Raw genomic sequence first — 18,837 nt, 5'->3', positions numbered from 1 at the left:
CATATGCCTGATGAACGTAAAAAAATTCTAGAGGTCCAACATTTAAAGCAATACTTTAATGTTGGTAAAAAAGATGAAGTCCGGGCCGTTGACGATGTCTCCTTTGATATTTATGAAGGTGAAACGTTTGGGCTAGTTGGTGAATCTGGTTCCGGTAAGACGACGACGGGCCGTTCGATTATCCATTTGTATGAACCAACTGACGGCACAATTATCTTCAACGGTAAGGATGTTTCTAAGTTGCATACCAAAAAGGAAATGCATGAATTTCGGCGTGAAATTCAAATGATTTTCCAAGATCCCTATGCATCGCTAAATCCCCGGATGAAGGTCAAAGATATTGTGGCCGAAGGAATCGATATTCACGGTTTGGCCAAGGATGATGCTGACCGGACCAAGCAGGTCGAAGACTTACTTGAAACGGTTGGGTTGAACAAGGACCATTCCAGTCGGTACCCGCATGAATTCTCCGGTGGGCAACGGCAACGGATTGGGATTGCTCGGGCATTGGCCGTGGAACCACGGTTTATCATTGCCGACGAACCCATCTCCGCCTTGGACGTTTCCATTCAAGCCCAAGTGGTTAACTTGATGAAGGAATTACAAGTTAAGCAGAACTTGACTTACCTATTCATCGCGCATGATTTGTCGATGGTTAAGTACATCAGTGACCGTATTGGTGTTATGCACTACGGGAAGATTTTGGAAATCGGCCCAGCGGATGAAGTTTACAATCACCCGTTGCACGCTTACACTAAGAGCTTGATTTCTGCGGTTCCCGTTCCAGATCCAGAATTTGAACGGAACCGGAAACAGGTTGCTTACGATGAATCACGGGAAAAGGACGATAAGAAGCGTCGCATGGTTGAAATTGCACCAGGCCACTTTGTTCGTGCCAGTGAAGATGAAGTTGCAATGTACACCCAGCGTGCGATTGATGCTGGATTAGTGACGGAATTCTCAGAATAACTTTATCAAATACGCTGTTCAGTAATTTAGCTGAACGGCGTATTTTTTTGATTTCTCAGCCTTAGGTAAAATTATTTAAACTAAATGCCGACCAGTGGTAAAAGTTAATTGTATAAACATTGTTATTGTGTGATAATAAATTTATTAGCTGAATTTATTAATTGTGCTGATAAACCGGCAAAATGTTTTGTTTAAATAATTGATTTAGTTAGTCGTTAAATGGCCAACGGTAACACCATTTTTAACTATGGACCGTATCTGTACTGTTTGCTGAAGACGACAAACGGACCGAAACGAATCATTTGCTAAAAACTCTCAACAATATTGATAGAAAGGATGTATTCGTATGCAACAACCAATTAGCTACGTGTTAGACATTATGCATTTAGAACGGGATTTAAAGCGCTTGACCAGTAGGTGGGCAACGACGACCGGGCTAAAGCTCAATGAACTACGAATCCTAGTTTACGTTCAGGAGCACCCGGGTGTCCAAATCGGAGAAGTCGCGACTGCCTTGACGGTTGCCAAAGCTTCTTTGGCCCAAAACATCGGTACCCTGATTGACAATGGCTGGTTAAGTAGTGAGCCACTTCAACATGATCGCCGACTACGGGTCTTGACGTTAACGTCGAAGGGTGACGAGTGGATGAAAAAGGTTGATAACCAATTAGAAGCATCGCTTTCAACCAAGCCCGCGCAAAATTTAGCGGATCGACTGAACACCCTGCAAGTTTAATTAGCGGTAGGGTAGGAATTCAAAAAGGACTTTACGTAACGACGATGGCCGTTACGTAAAGTCCTTTTTACATTAGTTATTAACTTTGAAATGATAATAATTATCTAAGCCAACACCGGCGACGAAGCTCACGGATGACTAGAATAGTAAGGTCGATGTAATTAAAGTAGTATACGTCTTTTAAGATTGGTGTTAAGGAATATGGCACATTTTGTGTCGAATAAGTGCGGTTTCTTGATGTAATGCTAAATTGCCACTATTTTTAATATGTTACAGAATTTCGGTTTTTTAACTTGTTTGCTTGAATTGAGCCAGAAGTGTTTTCTGTGGAAAACAAGCATGCTATAATTACAATTGAAAATCATATTAAGGTGGTTTTTGGTGTCATGATTAGTGAGGATGACGCACGTGATATTGTAAATACTATCAAAGCTAGACGACGGACATGGCGTGTCAGTCATCGAGAGAAAAACGAAGAATTTGCGTCAACTATAGGTATCGCTGGCGAAGAAATCTATGAGAAAATTTTCGACGAGATTTTCAATAATTTGTCATGGATAGACTACAGTTCAGGGCCATTCCCAGATGCAAGTCGCCGTCATATTCCTGGGGATGTATGGATTTTTGGCCTAAAGATTTTTGAAATCGAATGTTATTTAAAGTTTCAAGATAGACCCAGTGGCAGGGTGATGTGGATTTCGATTCATGAAGCCGAAAGACCATTGCGTTTTCCGTTTCAGTGATTTGATCTAGTGGGGGTGTTTTTTTGATTAAAGTGAATGCAAGAAAGAAATTCTATAATGAAGAGTACGAAAGTGAAGAATGGTATACCGGTGTGGGCAAACTGAAAAAAGTTCGAGTAAAAGACCGCAATGACTTGTACGTGATGCATTATTATTGGAAGGATGAGGAAGGCGAATTATGGTCGGACTTTGATGATCCTACTGCTAATAACAGGCGAGATTTTATTGCATACAGACAAGTTAAAGGCTACCTATCTCCAGAGCAAATAAAAGAATTGATAGATTTATCGGGCCATACTTTACGTAGTTTTTCAGATTATACAAATCTCGGTCTTTCGACCTTATCACAGCTGACAAATAATCTACGGGTACAAACTCCCCAACAAGAAAATATTTTGAGAATGTTAAGCGATTATTTTGATGTTCATAAAAGGCTACCTGAGTTGCATAAACCTGATGAAATGAAGGAAATAGCGAGCGAAATCTCCTTAGAAACTGAATTGGCTTGGGATACGGGATTGAATTACAGCAATGAGACAGATGATGGTTACAGTTTGTCTTTGAAGTCAAAAAAATTGTCAATAAGTGAGGCGGCCTAATGAGTGCTTTAAAATTTAAAAATTATATTGTCAAAGAAATCAACTACCAGAAAAATTTAAAATTTAACAAAGCCAATAAACAAATCACGTTGAAACCGAGTTTTTATGAAAGCGATGAAATACAGGATGGCTTTATTTTAGTTGATTTGAAAGTATCTGTAGGGTCATTAGAAAATACAAAGCTACCTTTTGAAGCTGTTGTCGCATTACAGGGGAAATTTGAATATGTTCCAGATGATGATAAAGATGATTTTGGACTTACGACCTTTATTAAGCAAAATGCAGTGGCTATTTTATACCCGTACGTGCGGACGATCATTTCAAATTTGACTATGGCTTCTAACGAGTATCCAGGGTTCTTATTGCCTACAATTAATGTGAGTGAAGAATTGAAAAAACAGAAATAAATTGACTTTAGTCATACGTTTCAATCATAACAATAGGAAAACCCGTTCAGAAATGTTTGATCCTTCTGAACGGGTTTTGAATTTTGTCTCAGACTTCTTTTCAGAGTTTGAGACAAAACGACGACCACTAATCCTTCAATGATAGCTTATCATCAAAAGGTTAGTGGTCGTTGTTTTCATTTTTCGGGGTGTGCGACAGCACATGACTGCCTGGCACACGCTTATAAAATTTAGTCTTCTTTAGTTTCCGCTGCGAGGACGATCTTACCGTCTTCAACTTTTGCAACCATGTTTTTAGCATCACTGTGGTCGAGATAGAAGTCCGCAATGCGGTCTTCTATCTGTTCCTGGATGACCCGCCGTAACGGCCGAGCACCCATTTGTGGATTGTAACCTAAGTCAACAAGCTTTTCTTCGACCGGTTCGGTAACGTGAACGTGAAGGCCTTGGTTAGCCAACATCTTGTTGACGTCATCGATCATCAATGCCACGATCTTCATCAAGTTTTCCTTAGAAAGGGCGTTGAATTGGATAATGTCATCGAAACGGTTTAGAAATTCTGGCTTGAAGTAATCGGTCAAGCGACTAGTGATGTCGTGGGTCTTACCCTCGGCAGCCGCGCCAAAGCCGACGTTAGCTTCACCAGTATCGCCAGTACCCGCGTTAGAAGTCATGATGATGATGGTATCTTTGAAACTGACGGTCCGACCTTGTGAATCAGTCAAACGACCATCGTCCAAGATTTGCAAGAACATGTGCATGACGTCCGGGTGGGCTTTTTCGATTTCATCCAACAGGATTAAGCTGTATGGGTGACGCCGAACTTGTTCAGTCAACTGACCGGCTTCTTCATAACCGACATAGCCAGGCGGTGAACCAATCAATTTAGCCACTGAATGTGGTTCCATGTATTCACTCATGTCAAAGCGAATCATCGCATCTTCCGAGCCAAAGAGTTCTTCAGCTAATTGCTTAGCCAATTCCGTCTTACCAACCCCGGTTGGACCGACAAACATGAATGAGCCGATTGGACGACCAGTCCCGTTCAAACCAATCCGGTTACGCCGAATGGCACGAGCAACGGCTTCAACGGCCTTGTCCTGTCCAATGACGTGACTTTCAAGGTCAGGCGCTAAGGTCTTCATTTGAGCTTGTTCCTTGGCCTGTAAGTCGCCAACGGGGATGTTGGTCTTTTCTTCGACGATTTGTTCCATATCTTTGACCGTTACCGTTGCGGTGTCAGCTGATTGCTTATCGCCATCTTCATCTGGCTTAGCTTTTTCCAACTTAGCAACTTGGTCACGGTAGTAAGCGGCTTTTTCGTAGTCTTCCTTCTTCAAGGCGTCCTGCTTTTGCTGCTCAGCTGCATCGATTTTTTCTTGAATCGTCTTAGGATCGACCGTCTTCAAGGTCAAGTTTTTACGTGAACCAGCTTCATCGAGTAAGTCGATGGCTTTGTCAGGTAAGAACCGGTCTTGAATGTAGCGGTTCGATAATTTAACGGCCGCTACGATCGCATCGACTGTGTAGCTAACGTGATGGTAGTCTTCGTATTTCTTTTGAATCCCTTGTAAAATTTTAACGGATTCTTCGACGCTAGGTTCATTGACCGTAACCGGTTGGAACCGGCGGGCAAGGGCAGCGTCTTTTTCGATGTCGCGATATTCATTTAAGGTAGTTGCACCAACTAATTGGAAATCGCCACGAGCTAACGCTGGCTTTAAGACGTTACCAGCGTCCATCCCGCCTTCAGCATTGCCGGCACCCATGATTTCATGGATTTCGTCAATGAAGAGGACGATGTTCGGGTTCGATTGAACTTCCTTCATTAATTGTTGCATCCGCTGTTCGAATTGACCACGGATCCCAGTTCCTTGAACTAGGGAAGCGACGTCTAAACGAATAATTTCTTTATTTAACAGTTTTTGCGGAACTTGACCAGAAACAATCTTCTGTGCTAAGCCTTCCACGACCGCCGTTTTACCAACCCCAGCTTCACCAATTAAAACCGGGTTATTCTTAGTCCGCCGGTTTAAAATTTCGATGACGCGGTTGATTTCGTTATCCCGACCAATGACCGGGTCAATCTTGCCTTGCTTGGCTTGAGCCGTCAAGTTATAGCCGTATTGACCGAGGAGGCCGCCGCCGTTGTTATTACCACGGCGATTGCCGCCATTAGGACCAGCTGGTTGGGTCGGTGGGGTCTGTTGCTGTTGCCGGTAGGCTTCGTCAGGATTGACGCCGCCACCTTGCATTGCACGGAAGATATCGTCAAGTCCACCAAAACCAAATGGATCTTGTGCCATATCAGTACCTCCAACTCCGTTATTTGGTTGCTGTTCCTGATTCTTTAGCAGTTGATAGCAATTTTGACAAAGGTTGATTTGTCGCCGCTGACCGTTGACGTTCGTATAAAGATGAATCGTCGCTTCGTTCTTATGGCAATTGTCACAAAGCATTATGCTGTCACACACCTTTCGCATCAGAAATATAACTAAATCGATTAGGATTATAGTTAAAGGTTCAAAGACTGTTTGACCTTTGTTGACCTTTGACTATTAGTATAGCGATTTTACTGACCGTTGCAAGTTAAAAGTCTCAGCTTCAAAACAGGACGCTGACGTTGCAACGCGAGTAGAATAATGCCACCTTAATCTGATTCAATTATTTCCGAAATCTTGATGACTGCAACGGATATCTTGTCTCACTAGGGGATTCGTTGTATATTAAAAACCTAGTCAGAAAAGACGTTCTTGCGTTATCTGACTATATTATAGTACAAAGTGTTATTTTTGCATGTCAAAGGACTGACCAGTCTTGATGTTAGGCTAGGGGACACGGGTCACGACGCGGCATGGGTTAGCTCCGCTAGGCGGTTAATTTAGGAAAATAGCTGATAACTGAGGGAGGCGAATTTTTTGGCAACGGATTATACGCAGTTGATGGAAGATTTACGAACTGGGCAGCGCGAGTCGTTTAGTGTTGAGCCCGAAAACTTCATGGTATTTCATGATGCCTATATGAATTATGAATACCGTAAACGGATTATCGGCATGGCAGGCCTAGACGGACAAGTTATTTACCATTTTGAGAGTGATGACAAGCCATCTAAATAATAGGATTAGCTTGAATGAAAGGGCTTGTATTTTATTTAGATAATTGCTATCATCATTAGTAAGGGCTCTTGAGTACACGTGTTGGCGGCAACTCGAATTGACTCGGGCCAATTTTAAACTCTACATCTTTGAAGGAGATCGAATAGTTATGGAAAAGAAAGAATTTCACGTAATCGCAGACACAGGTATCCACGCACGTCCCGCAACCTTATTGGTACAATCAGCAAGTAAGTTCAATTCAGAAATTACGTTGCAGTACCAAGACAAGTCAGTTAACTTAAAGTCCATCATGGGCGTTATGTCACTTGGTGTTGGTAAAGACGCCGACGTGACTATTTCTGCTGAAGGTGCCGACGAAGCCGACGCCATCGCAGCATTAGCTGAAACTATGAAGAAAGAAGGCTTATCTGAATAATGGCTGAAAAGGTACTAAAAGGAATTGCTGCCAGTGATGGTATTGCAATTGCTAAGGCCTATATGCTAGTTGATCCAGATTTGTCATTCGAAAAGACAACGGTTGCTAATACTGAAGCCGAAGTCAAACGGTTACATGACGCTTTTGATGCTTCCAAGGCCGAATTAAAAGTCATCAAAGACAAAGCGGTAGAAAACTTGGGCGAAGAAGAAGCGGAAGTTTTTGAAGCTCATATCACGATTTTATCTGACCCTGAAATGTTGGGACAAATTGAAGGTAAGATCAAGGATGATAAAGTCAATGCCGAAGAAGCGTTGAAGGAAGTTACTGATACTTTCATTTCAATGTTCGAAGCAATGACGGATAATGCATATATGCAGGAACGTGCTGGCGACATTCGCGACGTGACTAAGCGGGTCTTGAGTCACTTGTTAGGGGTAACCTTACCAAGTCCAGCTTTGATCAACTCAGAAGTGATCGTGGTTGCTCACGACTTGACCCCTAGTGATACGGCTCAACTTGACCGTAAGTACGTCAAAGGGTTCATTACTGACATTGGTGGTCGGACAAGTCATTCCGCTATCATGTCACGAACCCTTGAAATTCCAGCGGTAGTTGGTTCTGAAACGGCCACCACTGATATCAAGGCTGGCGATACGCTGGTCTTAGATGGTATCAATGGTTCTGCTTTATTAAAGCCAACCGATGCTGAAATCAAAGACTACCAACAACAAGCTAAAGATTTCGTTGCCCAAAAAGCTGAATGGGCGAAGTTAAAGAACGAAGCAACCGTTTCTAAAGACGGCAAACACTTCGAATTAGCTTCAAACATTGGGACCCCTGACGATATGGACGGTGTCTTAGACGCGGGCTCTGAAGCAATTGGTTTGTTCCGGTCAGAATTCTTGTACATGAATAGTCCAGAATTACCTGACGAAGATACCCAATTCGAAGCCTACAAGAAGGTTGTCGAAGGGATGAAGGGCAAACCAGTGATTGTTCGGACCATGGATATCGGTGGGGACAAGCATTTACCATACTTGCCACTTCCTGATGAAATGAACCCATTCTTGGGTTACCGTGCTATCCGGATTTCACTTGATCGTGACGACATTTTCCGGACCCAATTACGGGCCTTGTTACGTGCGTCACATTACGGTCAATTGCGGATTATGTTCCCAATGATCGCAACCTTGGACGAATTCCGTCAAGCTAAGAGTATTTTTGAAGAAGAAAAGGCGAAGTTGGTTAAGGCCGGGACACCGGTCGCTGATGATATCAAACTTGGTATCATGATTGAAATTCCAGCCGCTGCCATCTTGGCTGACCAATTTGCTAAGGAAGTTGACTTCTTTAGTATTGGGACCAACGACTTGATTCAATACTCATTCGCTGCGGACCGTGGTAACGAACACGTTTCGTACTTGTATCAACCATACAACCCATCGTTGTTACGTTTGATCAAGCACGTTATTGACGCTGCCCACGCTAACGGCCGCTTCACTGGTATGTGTGGTGAAGTTGCTGGGGACCAAATCGCGGTACCATTATTAATGGGCTTAGGTTTGGATGAATTCTCAATGAGTTCAACCTCCGTTCTTAAGACGCGTTCCTTGATGAAGAAGATTGATACTAAGGAAATGGCTAAGTTAGCTGACAAAGCCATTAACGAATGTGTCACTAACGAAGAAGTTAAGGAATTAGTTGAAAAGAACGTCTTCAACAAATAATTAACATTAATTAAAGGGCTCAATGGTGTTCTATCACCGTTGAGCCCTTTTTAGTATTCTCACTAAAGATTGAAAGTGCTAGGACTAGTCCAATCACTATCATGGCACTGCTTATTGCTAAAAATCCAGTAATTTTCGGCGCTTCGCCGGCAGAATCAGTGGGCCATGGGGTCGGCTACAGACAGAGAACGGTCTTCCGCCTCGCTTGAAAGCCTCAAAGGACGAGTCTTTCAAGTCGACCCGCACTGTAACCTGGCAAAAAAGCGCCAGCTAACAGTGCCGACACGGCCCGCTGGTTCTGCCGGCTACGCTGAAATTGTTTTAAAACAATCTAGTCAAGTTTGACAGCAACCTTCAGTATAACTGGAGGTTGTCCATGATGAATCTGCCATGAGTGGCAACCTTCGATTATCAGACAATGGCAACAATCGTAAGGCAACTTTGAGTGGAGTCGGACAGCCTTGGGTGCTGTGTCGGCAAGATTGGCAGATGTTTCTTATCTGCCAATCTTGCGGAGCGATTCAAAGACGTGGGTTATCGGCTTTGAATCGAGGTTCCAGACCGAAGTATGGCTGGAGCCGTCTCCCGTAGCACCCAAGGCTGTCCGACGGAGCGGATAACGCTCATTACTGTTTTGATGCTGGTGGCAGTTTTAGACTGTTTAACCTTCAATTATTCTAAGAAATATCATAGGACTGTTACGAACCCTTAATTTATATTAAGATTATTTGCAACTCTGATATCGAACCAATATAATTGTTATAATTAAGCATTGAAGCGCAATCGTCATGGCTCAAGCAGATTGACTTGCTTGAAGCAACGTTGGTTTGATGGATGAATTCCAAAATCAACGGTAATTAAGGGGAGAATCTACGTGAACATCGGGATATTTACAGATACATACTATCCACAGGTGAGTGGGGTCGCAACGTCGATCAAGGTATTACGTAATCAACTCGAGCGGGCTGGTCATCAAGTTTACATCTTTACGACTACGGACCCCCATGTTGATAAGAATATTTATGAACGTAATATTTTTCGATTTACTAGCATTCCATTCGTTTCGTTTACGGACCGCCGAATCGCCGTACGCGGACTTTTCAAAGCTTATCAGGTCGCCAAAGACCTTGGCTTAGACATCGTCCATACCCAGACTGAGTTTTCGATGGGCATGATTGGAAAATTTGTCGCTAAACAACTTAAAATCCCATGTGTGCATACGTACCACACCATGTATGAAGACTATCTACACTACATTGCGAATGGCAAATTACTGAAACCGTACCACGTTAAAGAAGCGACCCGGGCCTATTGTTACCATTTGAATGGCATTGTGGCACCGAGCCACCGGGTTTCCAAGACCTTGAAAGGTTACGGCGTGAAGGCCCCAATTCGAATCATTCCAACTGGGATCGACATTAATCAGTATGAGCAGGCCCCGACAGCGGATTACCGCAAAAAGTTAGGGTATGCGCCTGATACACCAGTTTTACTCTCGTTGAGTCGTTTGGCGTATGAGAAGAACATTCATGAGGTTATCGCGGCGTTACCAGCCATTATTGAGCAGGTCCCAACGGCGCAATTATTAATCGTTGGGGATGGCCCAGCCAGAGAAACGCTGGAAAATCAAGTGAAGGATGCCAACTTAAGTGAGCACGTTCAGTTTACTGGGGAAATTGATAACGATGAAGTTTACAATTTATACCAGATGGCTGACCTGTTCGTTTCCGCATCACACTCAGAGTCACAAGGCTTGACGTACATTGAAGCTGTGGCGGCGGGACTCAAAACCGTCGTTGCGTCCGGACCATATACGGATCAGTTACTAGACGATCCGTCATTGGGGACGACGTTTACCGATGAGGCGCACTTGATTAAGGACGTCGTGCGGTATTTACAGCATCCACACACTTTTGATGACCCGAAACCGCGGCAAAAGAAATTGTATCAGATTTCTGCCGAGTATTTTGGCAAGCAGGTCATCAATTACTATCAGGATGTTCAGTTGGCTTATTCTGAAAGTTCTGATAAGTCGGCCAACATCAGCAATTAAGGGGACAAATTATGCTAAACATTACCATGTTTTCGAAAGCTGACTCAGTCAAGGGTCAGGGGGTCGGCAGCGCGTATCAGGAGTTGATGCGGTTGCTACAGACACACTGGCAGGACGAATTTAACATTAAAGTTAACCGGTACGGTCGTTCTGTGATTTCACACTACCACACGGTCAATCCAATGTTTTACCTCTCTACGTTCATGCCGAACCGCGGTCGAAAGATTGGTTATGTGCATTTTCTGCCAGAGACGCTGGAAGGTAGCTTGAAGTTACCACGACCGTTTCAAGCGATTTTTAATCGTTACCTGATTTCCTTTTACAAGCGGATGGACCACATCGTTGTCGTTAATCCGACCTTTATTCCAAAACTCGAAGCTTACCATATCAAACGGGCGGACGTGACTTATATCCCGAACTTTGTTAGTAAGCGTGAGTTTTACGAAATGACTAAATCCAAGCAGTTAAAGTTACGCCAGCAATACGGTTATGACCAAGATAAGTTCATGATTCTTGGCACGGGCCAGATTCAAGACCGTAAAGGGGTACCGGATTTTATTAAGTTGGCTAAACGGAACCCGGACATTCAATTCGTATGGGCCGGGGGCTTTTCATTCGGCCGGATCACGGACGGGTACCAGGACTTAAAGCAGGTCGTGGATAACCCACCGGCGAACTTGTCATTTCCGGGAATCGTTGACCGTGAAAAATTGGTTGACTACTATAATATGGCGGATTTGTTTTTATTGCCGTCGTATAACGAGTTGTTCCCAATGTCAGTCTTAGAAGCTTTCAGTTGCGGGACCCCCGTGTTGTTGCGGGATTTAGATCTTTACCGGGCCATTATTGACGGCTATTATCAGTCAGCGACCGATGTCGACGATATGCAAAAGCAGATTGACCAGTTACGAAACAATCCGGCCGGCATGAAATTTTTACACGACAAAGCCGTTTTAGCGTCTCAAGATTATTCGGAGGAACGCCTAGCCAAAATTTGGCATGACTTTTATCTACAACAAGCAAAAGAGGGGTAGCCATGACAAGAAAAAACATCTGGTCCCTACTGGCGATGGTTGCGCTGGGTGTCGGGATCTCCTGGTACTCGCTACGGAACGTAAAGTTAAGCCATTTGATGAATGATATTGTCACGTTAAATTGGTGGTGGCTGTTAGTCGCTTTAGGCTGTATCGGCCTGTACTTTGGCTTAGAAGCCGTTGTATTGCAAAAGTTTGTTCGACACCGTTACCGGAACTATTCATTTCGAAGTGCGTTGCGGGTGCCCTTAGCGGAGCAATTATTTAACGGGATCACGCCATTTTCATCCGGTGGGCAGCCTGCGCAAATCTTTGTGATGGCGCAATCGGGTATCGACGCTGGGCGGGCGAGTTCGGTCGCTTTGATGAAGTTCGTCGTCTTTCAGGCGATGGTCGTGCTTAATTTCCTATTTGCGATGCTCATTGGGTTTCACTATTTGGCTGAAAAATTAAGTTACTTATCACTGTACGTGTTACTAGGTTTCTTAATTCACTTTGCCGTAATTGTCGGGCTACTACTGGTGATGTACTGGTATAACTTTACGAAGCGGGCGGTCAAAATCGTGCTGATCCCCGTGGGGTGGTTCATGAAGGCGGACCGGTTTGCAAAGTTTCAGGACAACATTAATGAAAAAATCGATTCGTTCTACGAAGAAAGTTTACGCATGACCAAGGATTGGCGCATGTTACTAGAAGTTAGTGTGCTCACTTTCTTCCAGCTGTTGTTCTATTACTTGATCCCATACTTTATCATGCGCGCAATGGGGTACCATGGGATTAACGTTATCATGGTCACGAGTTTGAACGTCTTGATTTTCTTAGTCACGTCGCTGTTTCCAATTCCAGGTGGTGCTGGGGGTGCGGAATTTGGCTTTACCGAGTTATTTGCGAAGTTTATTCCGAGCCACAGTAAGTTGATTTTAGCCATGTTGATTTGGCGGATCTTGACGTACTACCTAGGGCTGTTTTTAGGGATGTTCGCCATGGCGATGCGTCCGGAGAAGGCCGAGGAAATACCGATTGATCAAGAAGTTACTAATAAAAATTAAAAATAGTGGGACAGTAGTGCTCAGCGGTTAGCGCTGCCTACTGTCCCACGTGTATTTTGGGGAAATTTAGGATGGGAAGGTTTTATGTTGAAGATAAGCAAACGACATCTAGTTTGGGGCTTGATGGTTCTGTGTGCGATGGTAGGCGGCTGGAAAATGTCCAGTCAAACAGCCCAAGCAGCTAGTAATAAAGCGGATAAGGTCAAGGCGGCCTACATTATTGATGCAAAGTCCGGTCAGGCCGTGTACGCACAAAATGCGGATGAAAAGTTGCCAATTGCGTCATTGAGTAAGCTAATGACCCTTTATTTGGTCGAGCAGGCTTTGAAAAAGGGTCAAATCAAATGGGATGACCAGGTGCCAATTCAAAAAGAAGTTCGCAAAATGGCTACTAGTGCGACGTTATCGGTTATGCCGATGCCAGCTAAGGAACACTTTACGGTAAAGGAATTGTTCGAAGCAACCCTAGTTGGTTCATCGAACAGTGGGGCGATTGCGCTGGGCGAGTACGTTGCCGGGAGCAACGCTAAGTTCATTGCAATGATGAATGCGCAGGCTAAACGCTGGCACATCGCGGCCAATTTTGTGAGTGCGTCGGGACTAGATAATACTGATTTAACGACTTACCACCTGAACTTAAAGGGAACGGATGAACAGGCACAAAACATGGTTTCAGCACGCGCGATTACAACGATTGCCCGGCACCTGATCAACGAGTTCCCGGATGTCATTACCACGGCGGATCAAAGTAAGGTCAAGATTCATAAGTATACTGTCCCAACTTCTGTCCAAATTATTAAAGGCCAGAAATTTTATGACCCGCGGGTGCCCGCTGATGGGTTGAAAACGGGGTATACGAACCAGGCGGGGGCTTGCTTAGTGGCAACCTTTAAACAGAATGGACGCCGGATGGTTGCCACGACGCTAGGAGCTGCTTGGAAGTTTACGGCTAATAATAATTTGCGGATGATGTTAAAGGACAGCGAGCGGTACCAAAACGTGGCGCCAAAGTCGATTAAGTACCGAATTCCCGGGACAGAAACGTATGTTCGCCTCGTGGCTAAGGGGGCTAATCAGCTATGGGAGAATACCAAACACCCGTATACGGTCCGTCGCGAAGCCACGTGGCCGTTACACCGTACGCAACCGAACTACTTAGGCGCAAAGACGACGGTGCTGAAGCTTCATTTAACCGACCCACAGTCCGGGGAGACTCATACCGTGGCCTATCAGACGCCAGCGGCGAAAACGTTGCTAGGGCCATTACAGTGGGCGACAAGTGAACAGCCAACAAACCAGTTACGTTTGAATATGGCATTTGCCATCGCGGAATAGAAAAGCTTTTTGGCACACGTTTCGACCATAGAACTAGAAAAAGCCGTTCAGAAATAGAAAAATTTCTGAACGGCTTTTTGAGTTTGAACATAAACTTGTTTAGTTAGTGATTATTTAAGCTTCTTTATTAGCTGGATTTTGGATATAAGCAGTTAAGCGGTCCATCGCTTTTTGCAATTTTTCCATGCTAGCCGCGTAGCTTAAGCGAACGTAGCCTTCGCCTTGTTCACCGAAACCAGTCCCAGGAATAATTGCGAGCTGATTTTTACGGGCAAGGTCTTTACAAAAGGCCATGGAGTTTTGTTCGTAGCCAGCGGGAATCTTAGCGAAGATGTAAAAGGCACCGGTTGGGCGGGCAATCTTAAAGCCCAAGCCTTCCATTGTCTTGTAGACGAAGTCACGCCGTTGTTGGTACTGTTCGCGCATTGGAATCGCGTCGTCCATACCGTTGGTGAGGGCTTCAATCCCAGCCTTTTGCGCAATGGTCGTCGCGGCCGTCACGTAGTACTGGTGAACCTTCTTCATTTGAGCTGTCATTTCCTTTGAGGCAAACAGGAAGCCAATCCGCCAGCCGGTCATGGCGTGGGACTTGGATAGGCCGTTGATCAAAATAACTTGATCAGGAATGAAGCGGGCAATGGAAACGTGAGTGCTACCGTAAGTTAGTTCACTGTACACTTCGTCAGAAACGACCCATAAGTTATGACGTTTGAAACAGTCCGCCAAGGCTTTGATTTCATCTTCTACATAAGTGACCCCAGTTGGGTTATTCGGGTAGTTCATAATGATTCCCTTGAAGTTCGCTTCGGGATGGGCGGCAATGAAGTCGTCAACCATCTTAGGCGTAATCACGAAGTCATTAACGCCGGTATCCATGAAGAGTGGGGTAGCCCGGGCTTCTTGGATAATTGGAATGTAAGCTGGGAAGATTGGTGACGGTACGATAATGGCGTCACCAGGGTTACAGATAGTCGTTAACGCGGTTGCAATGGCTTCCGTTGCACCAACCGTTACAAGAACCTGGTCTTCAGCGTCGTAGTGCAAGCCGTATTTCTTAGCTTGGAAGTTAGCAGCTGCCTTCCGCAAGTCTAGTAGACCGGCCATACCAGTGTAATGGGACCAGTTGTCATCGATTGCCTTTTTAGCGGCTTCCTTGACGTGTTCTGGGGTATTAAAATCGGGTTCACCCAGGGTTAATTTAACCATGTCAGGGATGGCACTGACTTCTTCGTCGAACTGACGAATCGTTGAAACTTGGATCTGACTAATCGTATCATTTAAATCATTACGGAATAGAGACATAGCAGACGCTCCTTTTAATTTATAAGTTGTTCTAATTTTAGCACAACTTCTCACCGGCTCGGGAGTTAGTTGGGGTATAATTGTAATTGTAAAAATTTGCTATGAAAAAAGGCTTTCTGCTTAAAAAGCGTGTTATTACTCGGTTTTTTTGCTAGAATAAAAACAAAACGTAAGGAGCGAGATTAGTATAATGGAAAAATCTGAACTATCAGCAATTCTCAAACGATTAGAAGCCATGCGTGCGGCTGAAACCACCGAAGTACAGTCACGGCGGTTTGAAAAGGAAGGCGTAGAACGCGGGCAAGTAGCTTATGATCCCGCAACTTCGACCTATACGTTACAAGAATTCAAGCCAGACCAAACTTTTGAATTTGATAACATCGACCTAGTTGCCATTGAATTATATGATTTATTAACAGACAACTAGGCTTTCCCCCAATTTAGATAGCGTTTCGATAATCCATATTATGTCCGTGTTGAATGTTGAAGAATTTTTGAAGAAACCTTCAAGATATTGCTAACCACTAGCCAACCGGTATAATATGGATTTGTTAATAGTAATGACGGAGGAAGAATTACCATGCCCAAATTTTTGAAAAACACGGTTGGGAAGGTCAATACAACGCTTGGCTTTTATACTCTGACCGTGGTCTTATTTTGGCTAAAGACGTATATCGCGTATAAGACCGAATTTACCTTGGGGGTCAAAGGTCCCGTTCAAGAGTTCATCTTGCTCTTGAATCCATTTCCAACGGCCATTGTGCTCCTAGGAATCGCGTTATACTTCCGTGGTCGCTTGAAGTATTGGTTGATTATGATCATCGACGCTTTACAAACGACCTGGTTATTTGCCAATATTTTGTATTATCGTGAGTTTTCAGACTTTATGTCCGCCGGGGTCATTAAGAGTTCCGGTGCGGCAAGTAATAACTTAGGAACTAGTTTGGGTCAGATTATCCACGCCAGTGACTTTCTGGTCTACGCGGATGTCGTCTTACTGATTTTACTGTTGGTCTTTAAGGTAATTCGAATCGATCCGCGGCCGTTTAAACTACGGTACGCGGCAACGTTGACCATGATTGGGGTCGCGTTGTTCGCAGTGGATTTAGGGATGTCCGAACACGACCGCTCAGATTTATTGACGCGGACGTTTGATAACAACTATATCGTTAAGTATTTGGGTTTAAACACTTATGCTGGCTATAGTTTTTACCAGACGGAAAAGGAAAGTGCGACCCGGGCACAGGCAAGTAGCAGCGACATGAAGAGTGTGCTCGCCTACCTGAAGAAGAACCAGGCCGGAGATAACGTGAAGTACTTTGGTAAGGCCAAGGGAAAGAACGTCTTCGTGATTCACTTGGAAAGCTTCCAGCAATTCTTAATTGATTATAAGGTTGACGGTAAGGAAGTTACGCCAACGTTAAACAAGTTCTACCATGATAAGAGCACACTTAGTTTTGATAACTTCTATCACCAAGTTGCCCAAGGGAAGACGTCGGATGCCGAAATGATGATGGAAAACTCATTGTTTGGGTTACCAACTGGATCAGCGATGACCCAGTACGGGACTTCTAACACCTTCCAGGCAGCGCCCGCAATCTTGTCACAAAAGGGCTATACGACGGCAGCGTTCCACGGGGATGTTGCAAGTTTCTGGAATCGGGATAATGCTTATAAGTCTTGGGGCTATAATTACTTCTTCTATTCTGCCTACTATAAAGAGAAGGCTAACTATACGGTTGGCTATGGCTTGAAGGATAAGATTTTCTTCAAAGACTCGGTTAAGTATCTCGAACAGTTACCACAACCGTTTTACGCAAAGCTGATCACGTTGACCAACCATTATCCATATACGTTGGATAAGCAGAACCAGACGATCGATAAAACGACGACTGGTGATTCGACGGTGGATGGTTACGTGCAAACAGCGCACTATCTGGATCAGTCCTTTGCAGAATTTATCAGTTACCTGAAGAAGGCCGGTCTATATAAGAACAGTATGATTGTCTTATATGGGGACCACTACGGGATTTCAAATAACCACCGGGCTGCGATTGCGCAGTTACTCGGAAAGAAGTCGGTCACGAGTTTTGACTTGGCCCAATTCCAGAAGGTACCGTTCATGATTCATTCAGAAGGGATCGAAGGTGGCGTTAACCACACGTATGGTGGTGAAATCGATGCCTTGCCAACAATTTTTGACCTACTAGGGATCAAGAATAAGGGGTACATCCAATTTGGGACGGACCTGTTGTCTAAGCAGCATAATCAAACGGTCGCCTTTAGAAATGGTGACTTTGTCTCGCCAACCTACACGAAGGTCGGTGGCACGGTTTATGATACGAAGACGGGCAAGAAACTGGATGATATGACGACCAAGCAAAAGGATGCCGTTAAACAGATGCAAAATCATGTGACGACGGAACTCTCCTTGTCTGATCGGGTTATTCAGGGTGACTTACTGCGGTTCTATACACCGAAGGGCTTTAAGAAGGTCAATAAGGCCGACTACAGCTATAAGGTTAATAAGACGCTTGAGTCATTAAAGGATGTTCAAAAGCAGAAGAAGACCAGTCTTCTCGAAAAACGGAAGGGTAAGTCCTCTGAGAGCCTCTACAAGACCGATGCGCCAGAACTATCGGATTCTAGTTCGAGTGATAGTTCCAGCGACAGTTCTAGTTCTAAATAGGTATTAGATGGAAAAGGACGATTGTGACGTTGGTCACGGTCGTCCTTTTTTGCGCTCGGGTATGGGTGGAGTGATAACTAGGTGGTTCTGTACGACGTAGTAGTCGAAACCACGAGTAAGGGTATTCGTCGTGCGACGGAATCTGAAGGAAGCTTCAAGCAAGGTACTGAACTGAATAAGCTAGGGGATGATTGCATCTAATTAGTGGTTAAAATGGGTAGGAAGCGGGAGGTACGGAAAAAATCAGTGCTTCTTGAAATTTTTGCTTGTAATTAAAGTTGAAACCCCGTAAAATATAGTCTGTTGCGGTAATCCCGAGCGAAGATATCTTTTTGAAATTAATTGATAAAAAATGCTTGACCCGGGTCGTGATTATTGATATTATATTTCTTGTCGTTAAGAACGGCATGCAACAATACTCATTATTATGAATATACTGAGCGATGTGAACCATTACATTGAATGTTTATTCAAAATAATTTATAAAAAGTTGTTGACATGTTCTTCTGATGATGATAAACTTTAATAGTTGTGTTGAGGTAATCAACTTAACGATTTAGACCTTTGAAAACTGAACAAAGTTTCGACAAATCAAATGTGTAGGGTCTCTTGATCTTGTATCAAGAGCAAAAACATTTGCGAAGTCAATTCGTGAAAACA

General features: G+C 44.1%; 16 protein-coding genes. 14 read left to right on the top strand and 2 right to left on the bottom strand.

All coding sequences use genetic code 11. From position 1 onward, the window contains the following. Positions 1–3 precede the first annotated feature (3 nt). The 5 genes from AAA939_RS12585 (at position 4) to AAA939_RS12565 (ending at position 3,454) form a co-directional block, all read left to right on the top strand. On the top strand, positions 4–969 hold the full coding sequence (locus tag AAA939_RS12585) for an ABC transporter ATP-binding protein (protein WP_057705288.1): 966 nt from the start codon (positions 4–6) through the stop codon (positions 967–969). A gap of 346 nt (positions 970–1,315) precedes the next feature. Next, complete coding sequence (locus AAA939_RS12580) at positions 1,316–1,705, top strand: MarR family winged helix-turn-helix transcriptional regulator (RefSeq protein ID WP_338210024.1); 390 nt, start codon at positions 1,316–1,318, stop codon at positions 1,703–1,705. A 326-nt stretch (positions 1,706–2,031) separates the two neighbouring features. After that, a complete protein-coding gene (locus AAA939_RS12575) occupies positions 2,032–2,448 on the top strand; it encodes a hypothetical protein (RefSeq protein ID WP_338210023.1) in 417 nt (138 codons plus the stop codon). A gap of 23 nt (positions 2,449–2,471) precedes the next feature. Continuing rightward, a complete protein-coding gene (locus AAA939_RS12570) occupies positions 2,472–3,047 on the top strand; it encodes a hypothetical protein (RefSeq protein ID WP_338210021.1) in 576 nt (191 codons plus the stop codon). Beyond that, positions 3,047–3,454, top strand: a complete 408-nt coding sequence (locus tag AAA939_RS12565) for a protein-export chaperone SecB (protein WP_338210019.1) — start codon at positions 3,047–3,049, stop codon at positions 3,452–3,454. The genes AAA939_RS12570 and AAA939_RS12565 overlap by 1 nt, the downstream gene beginning before the upstream one ends. Before the next feature lie 230 nt (positions 3,455–3,684). Here the strand turns inward: AAA939_RS12565 and AAA939_RS12560 are convergent, their stop codons facing one another. Beyond that, on the bottom strand, positions 3,685–5,913 hold the full coding sequence (locus tag AAA939_RS12560) for an ATP-dependent Clp protease ATP-binding subunit (RefSeq protein WP_338230908.1): 2,229 nt from the start codon (positions 5,911–5,913) through the stop codon (positions 3,685–3,687). Between the two features lie 459 nt (positions 5,914–6,372). Here AAA939_RS12560 and AAA939_RS12555 point away from each other — a divergent pair, with 459 nt between their 5' ends. The 7 genes from AAA939_RS12555 to AAA939_RS12525 all read left to right on the top strand — a co-directional run bounded on the left by AAA939_RS12555 (position 6,373) and on the right by AAA939_RS12525 (position 14,186). Further along, positions 6,373–6,570 (top strand): hypothetical protein, encoded by a 198-nt coding sequence (locus AAA939_RS12555; RefSeq protein WP_057705284.1) that lies wholly within the window; start codon positions 6,373–6,375, stop codon positions 6,568–6,570. Positions 6,571–6,718: 148 nt separating this feature from the next. Beyond that, positions 6,719–6,985, top strand: a complete 267-nt coding sequence (locus tag AAA939_RS12550) for a phosphocarrier protein HPr (RefSeq protein WP_057705283.1) — start codon at positions 6,719–6,721, stop codon at positions 6,983–6,985. Next, positions 6,985–8,715, top strand: a complete 1,731-nt coding sequence (gene ptsP, locus AAA939_RS12545) for a phosphoenolpyruvate--protein phosphotransferase (protein ID WP_338210013.1) — start codon at positions 6,985–6,987, stop codon at positions 8,713–8,715. The genes AAA939_RS12550 and ptsP overlap by 1 nt, the downstream gene beginning before the upstream one ends. 874 nt (positions 8,716–9,589) lie before the next feature. Next, on the top strand, positions 9,590–10,768 hold the full coding sequence (locus AAA939_RS12540) for a glycosyltransferase family 4 protein (RefSeq protein WP_338210011.1): 1,179 nt from the start codon (positions 9,590–9,592) through the stop codon (positions 10,766–10,768). An 11-nt stretch (positions 10,769–10,779) separates the two neighbouring features. Then, complete coding sequence (locus tag AAA939_RS12535; RefSeq protein WP_338210010.1) at positions 10,780–11,802, top strand: glycosyltransferase family 4 protein; 1,023 nt, start codon at positions 10,780–10,782, stop codon at positions 11,800–11,802. A gap of 2 nt (positions 11,803–11,804) precedes the next feature. Then, positions 11,805–12,851 (top strand): lysylphosphatidylglycerol synthase transmembrane domain-containing protein, encoded by a 1,047-nt coding sequence (locus tag AAA939_RS12530; RefSeq protein WP_338210008.1) that lies wholly within the window; start codon positions 11,805–11,807, stop codon positions 12,849–12,851. Positions 12,852–13,007: 156 nt separating this feature from the next. Next, complete coding sequence (locus AAA939_RS12525) at positions 13,008–14,186, top strand: D-alanyl-D-alanine carboxypeptidase family protein (protein ID WP_338210007.1); 1,179 nt, start codon at positions 13,008–13,010, stop codon at positions 14,184–14,186. A 114-nt stretch (positions 14,187–14,300) separates the two neighbouring features. Here the strand turns inward: AAA939_RS12525 and AAA939_RS12520 are convergent, their stop codons facing one another. Beyond that, entirely contained in the window at positions 14,301–15,488 is a 1,188-nt protein-coding gene (locus AAA939_RS12520) for a pyridoxal phosphate-dependent aminotransferase (protein WP_338210006.1), read from the bottom strand. Between the two features lie 190 nt (positions 15,489–15,678). On the opposite strand from AAA939_RS12520, the gene AAA939_RS12515 reads away from it, so the two are divergent. Then, entirely contained in the window at positions 15,679–15,915 is a 237-nt protein-coding gene (locus AAA939_RS12515) for a YkuJ family protein (protein ID WP_057705276.1), read from the top strand. A gap of 153 nt (positions 15,916–16,068) precedes the next feature. Continuing rightward, positions 16,069–18,177: an LTA synthase family protein gene (locus AAA939_RS12510; protein ID WP_338210005.1), complete on the top strand. Its 2,109-nt coding sequence runs from the start codon at positions 16,069–16,071 to the stop codon at positions 18,175–18,177. Positions 18,178–18,837: the final 660 nt, after the last annotated feature.

This window comes from Lactiplantibacillus paraxiangfangensis (genome assembly GCF_036246185.1).
Lineage (GTDB): Bacteria > Bacillota > Bacilli > Lactobacillales > Lactobacillaceae > Lactiplantibacillus > Lactiplantibacillus paraxiangfangensis.
The sequence above is the reverse complement of the archived record's forward strand: the minus strand, read 5'-3'. Positions and strand labels throughout refer to the sequence as shown.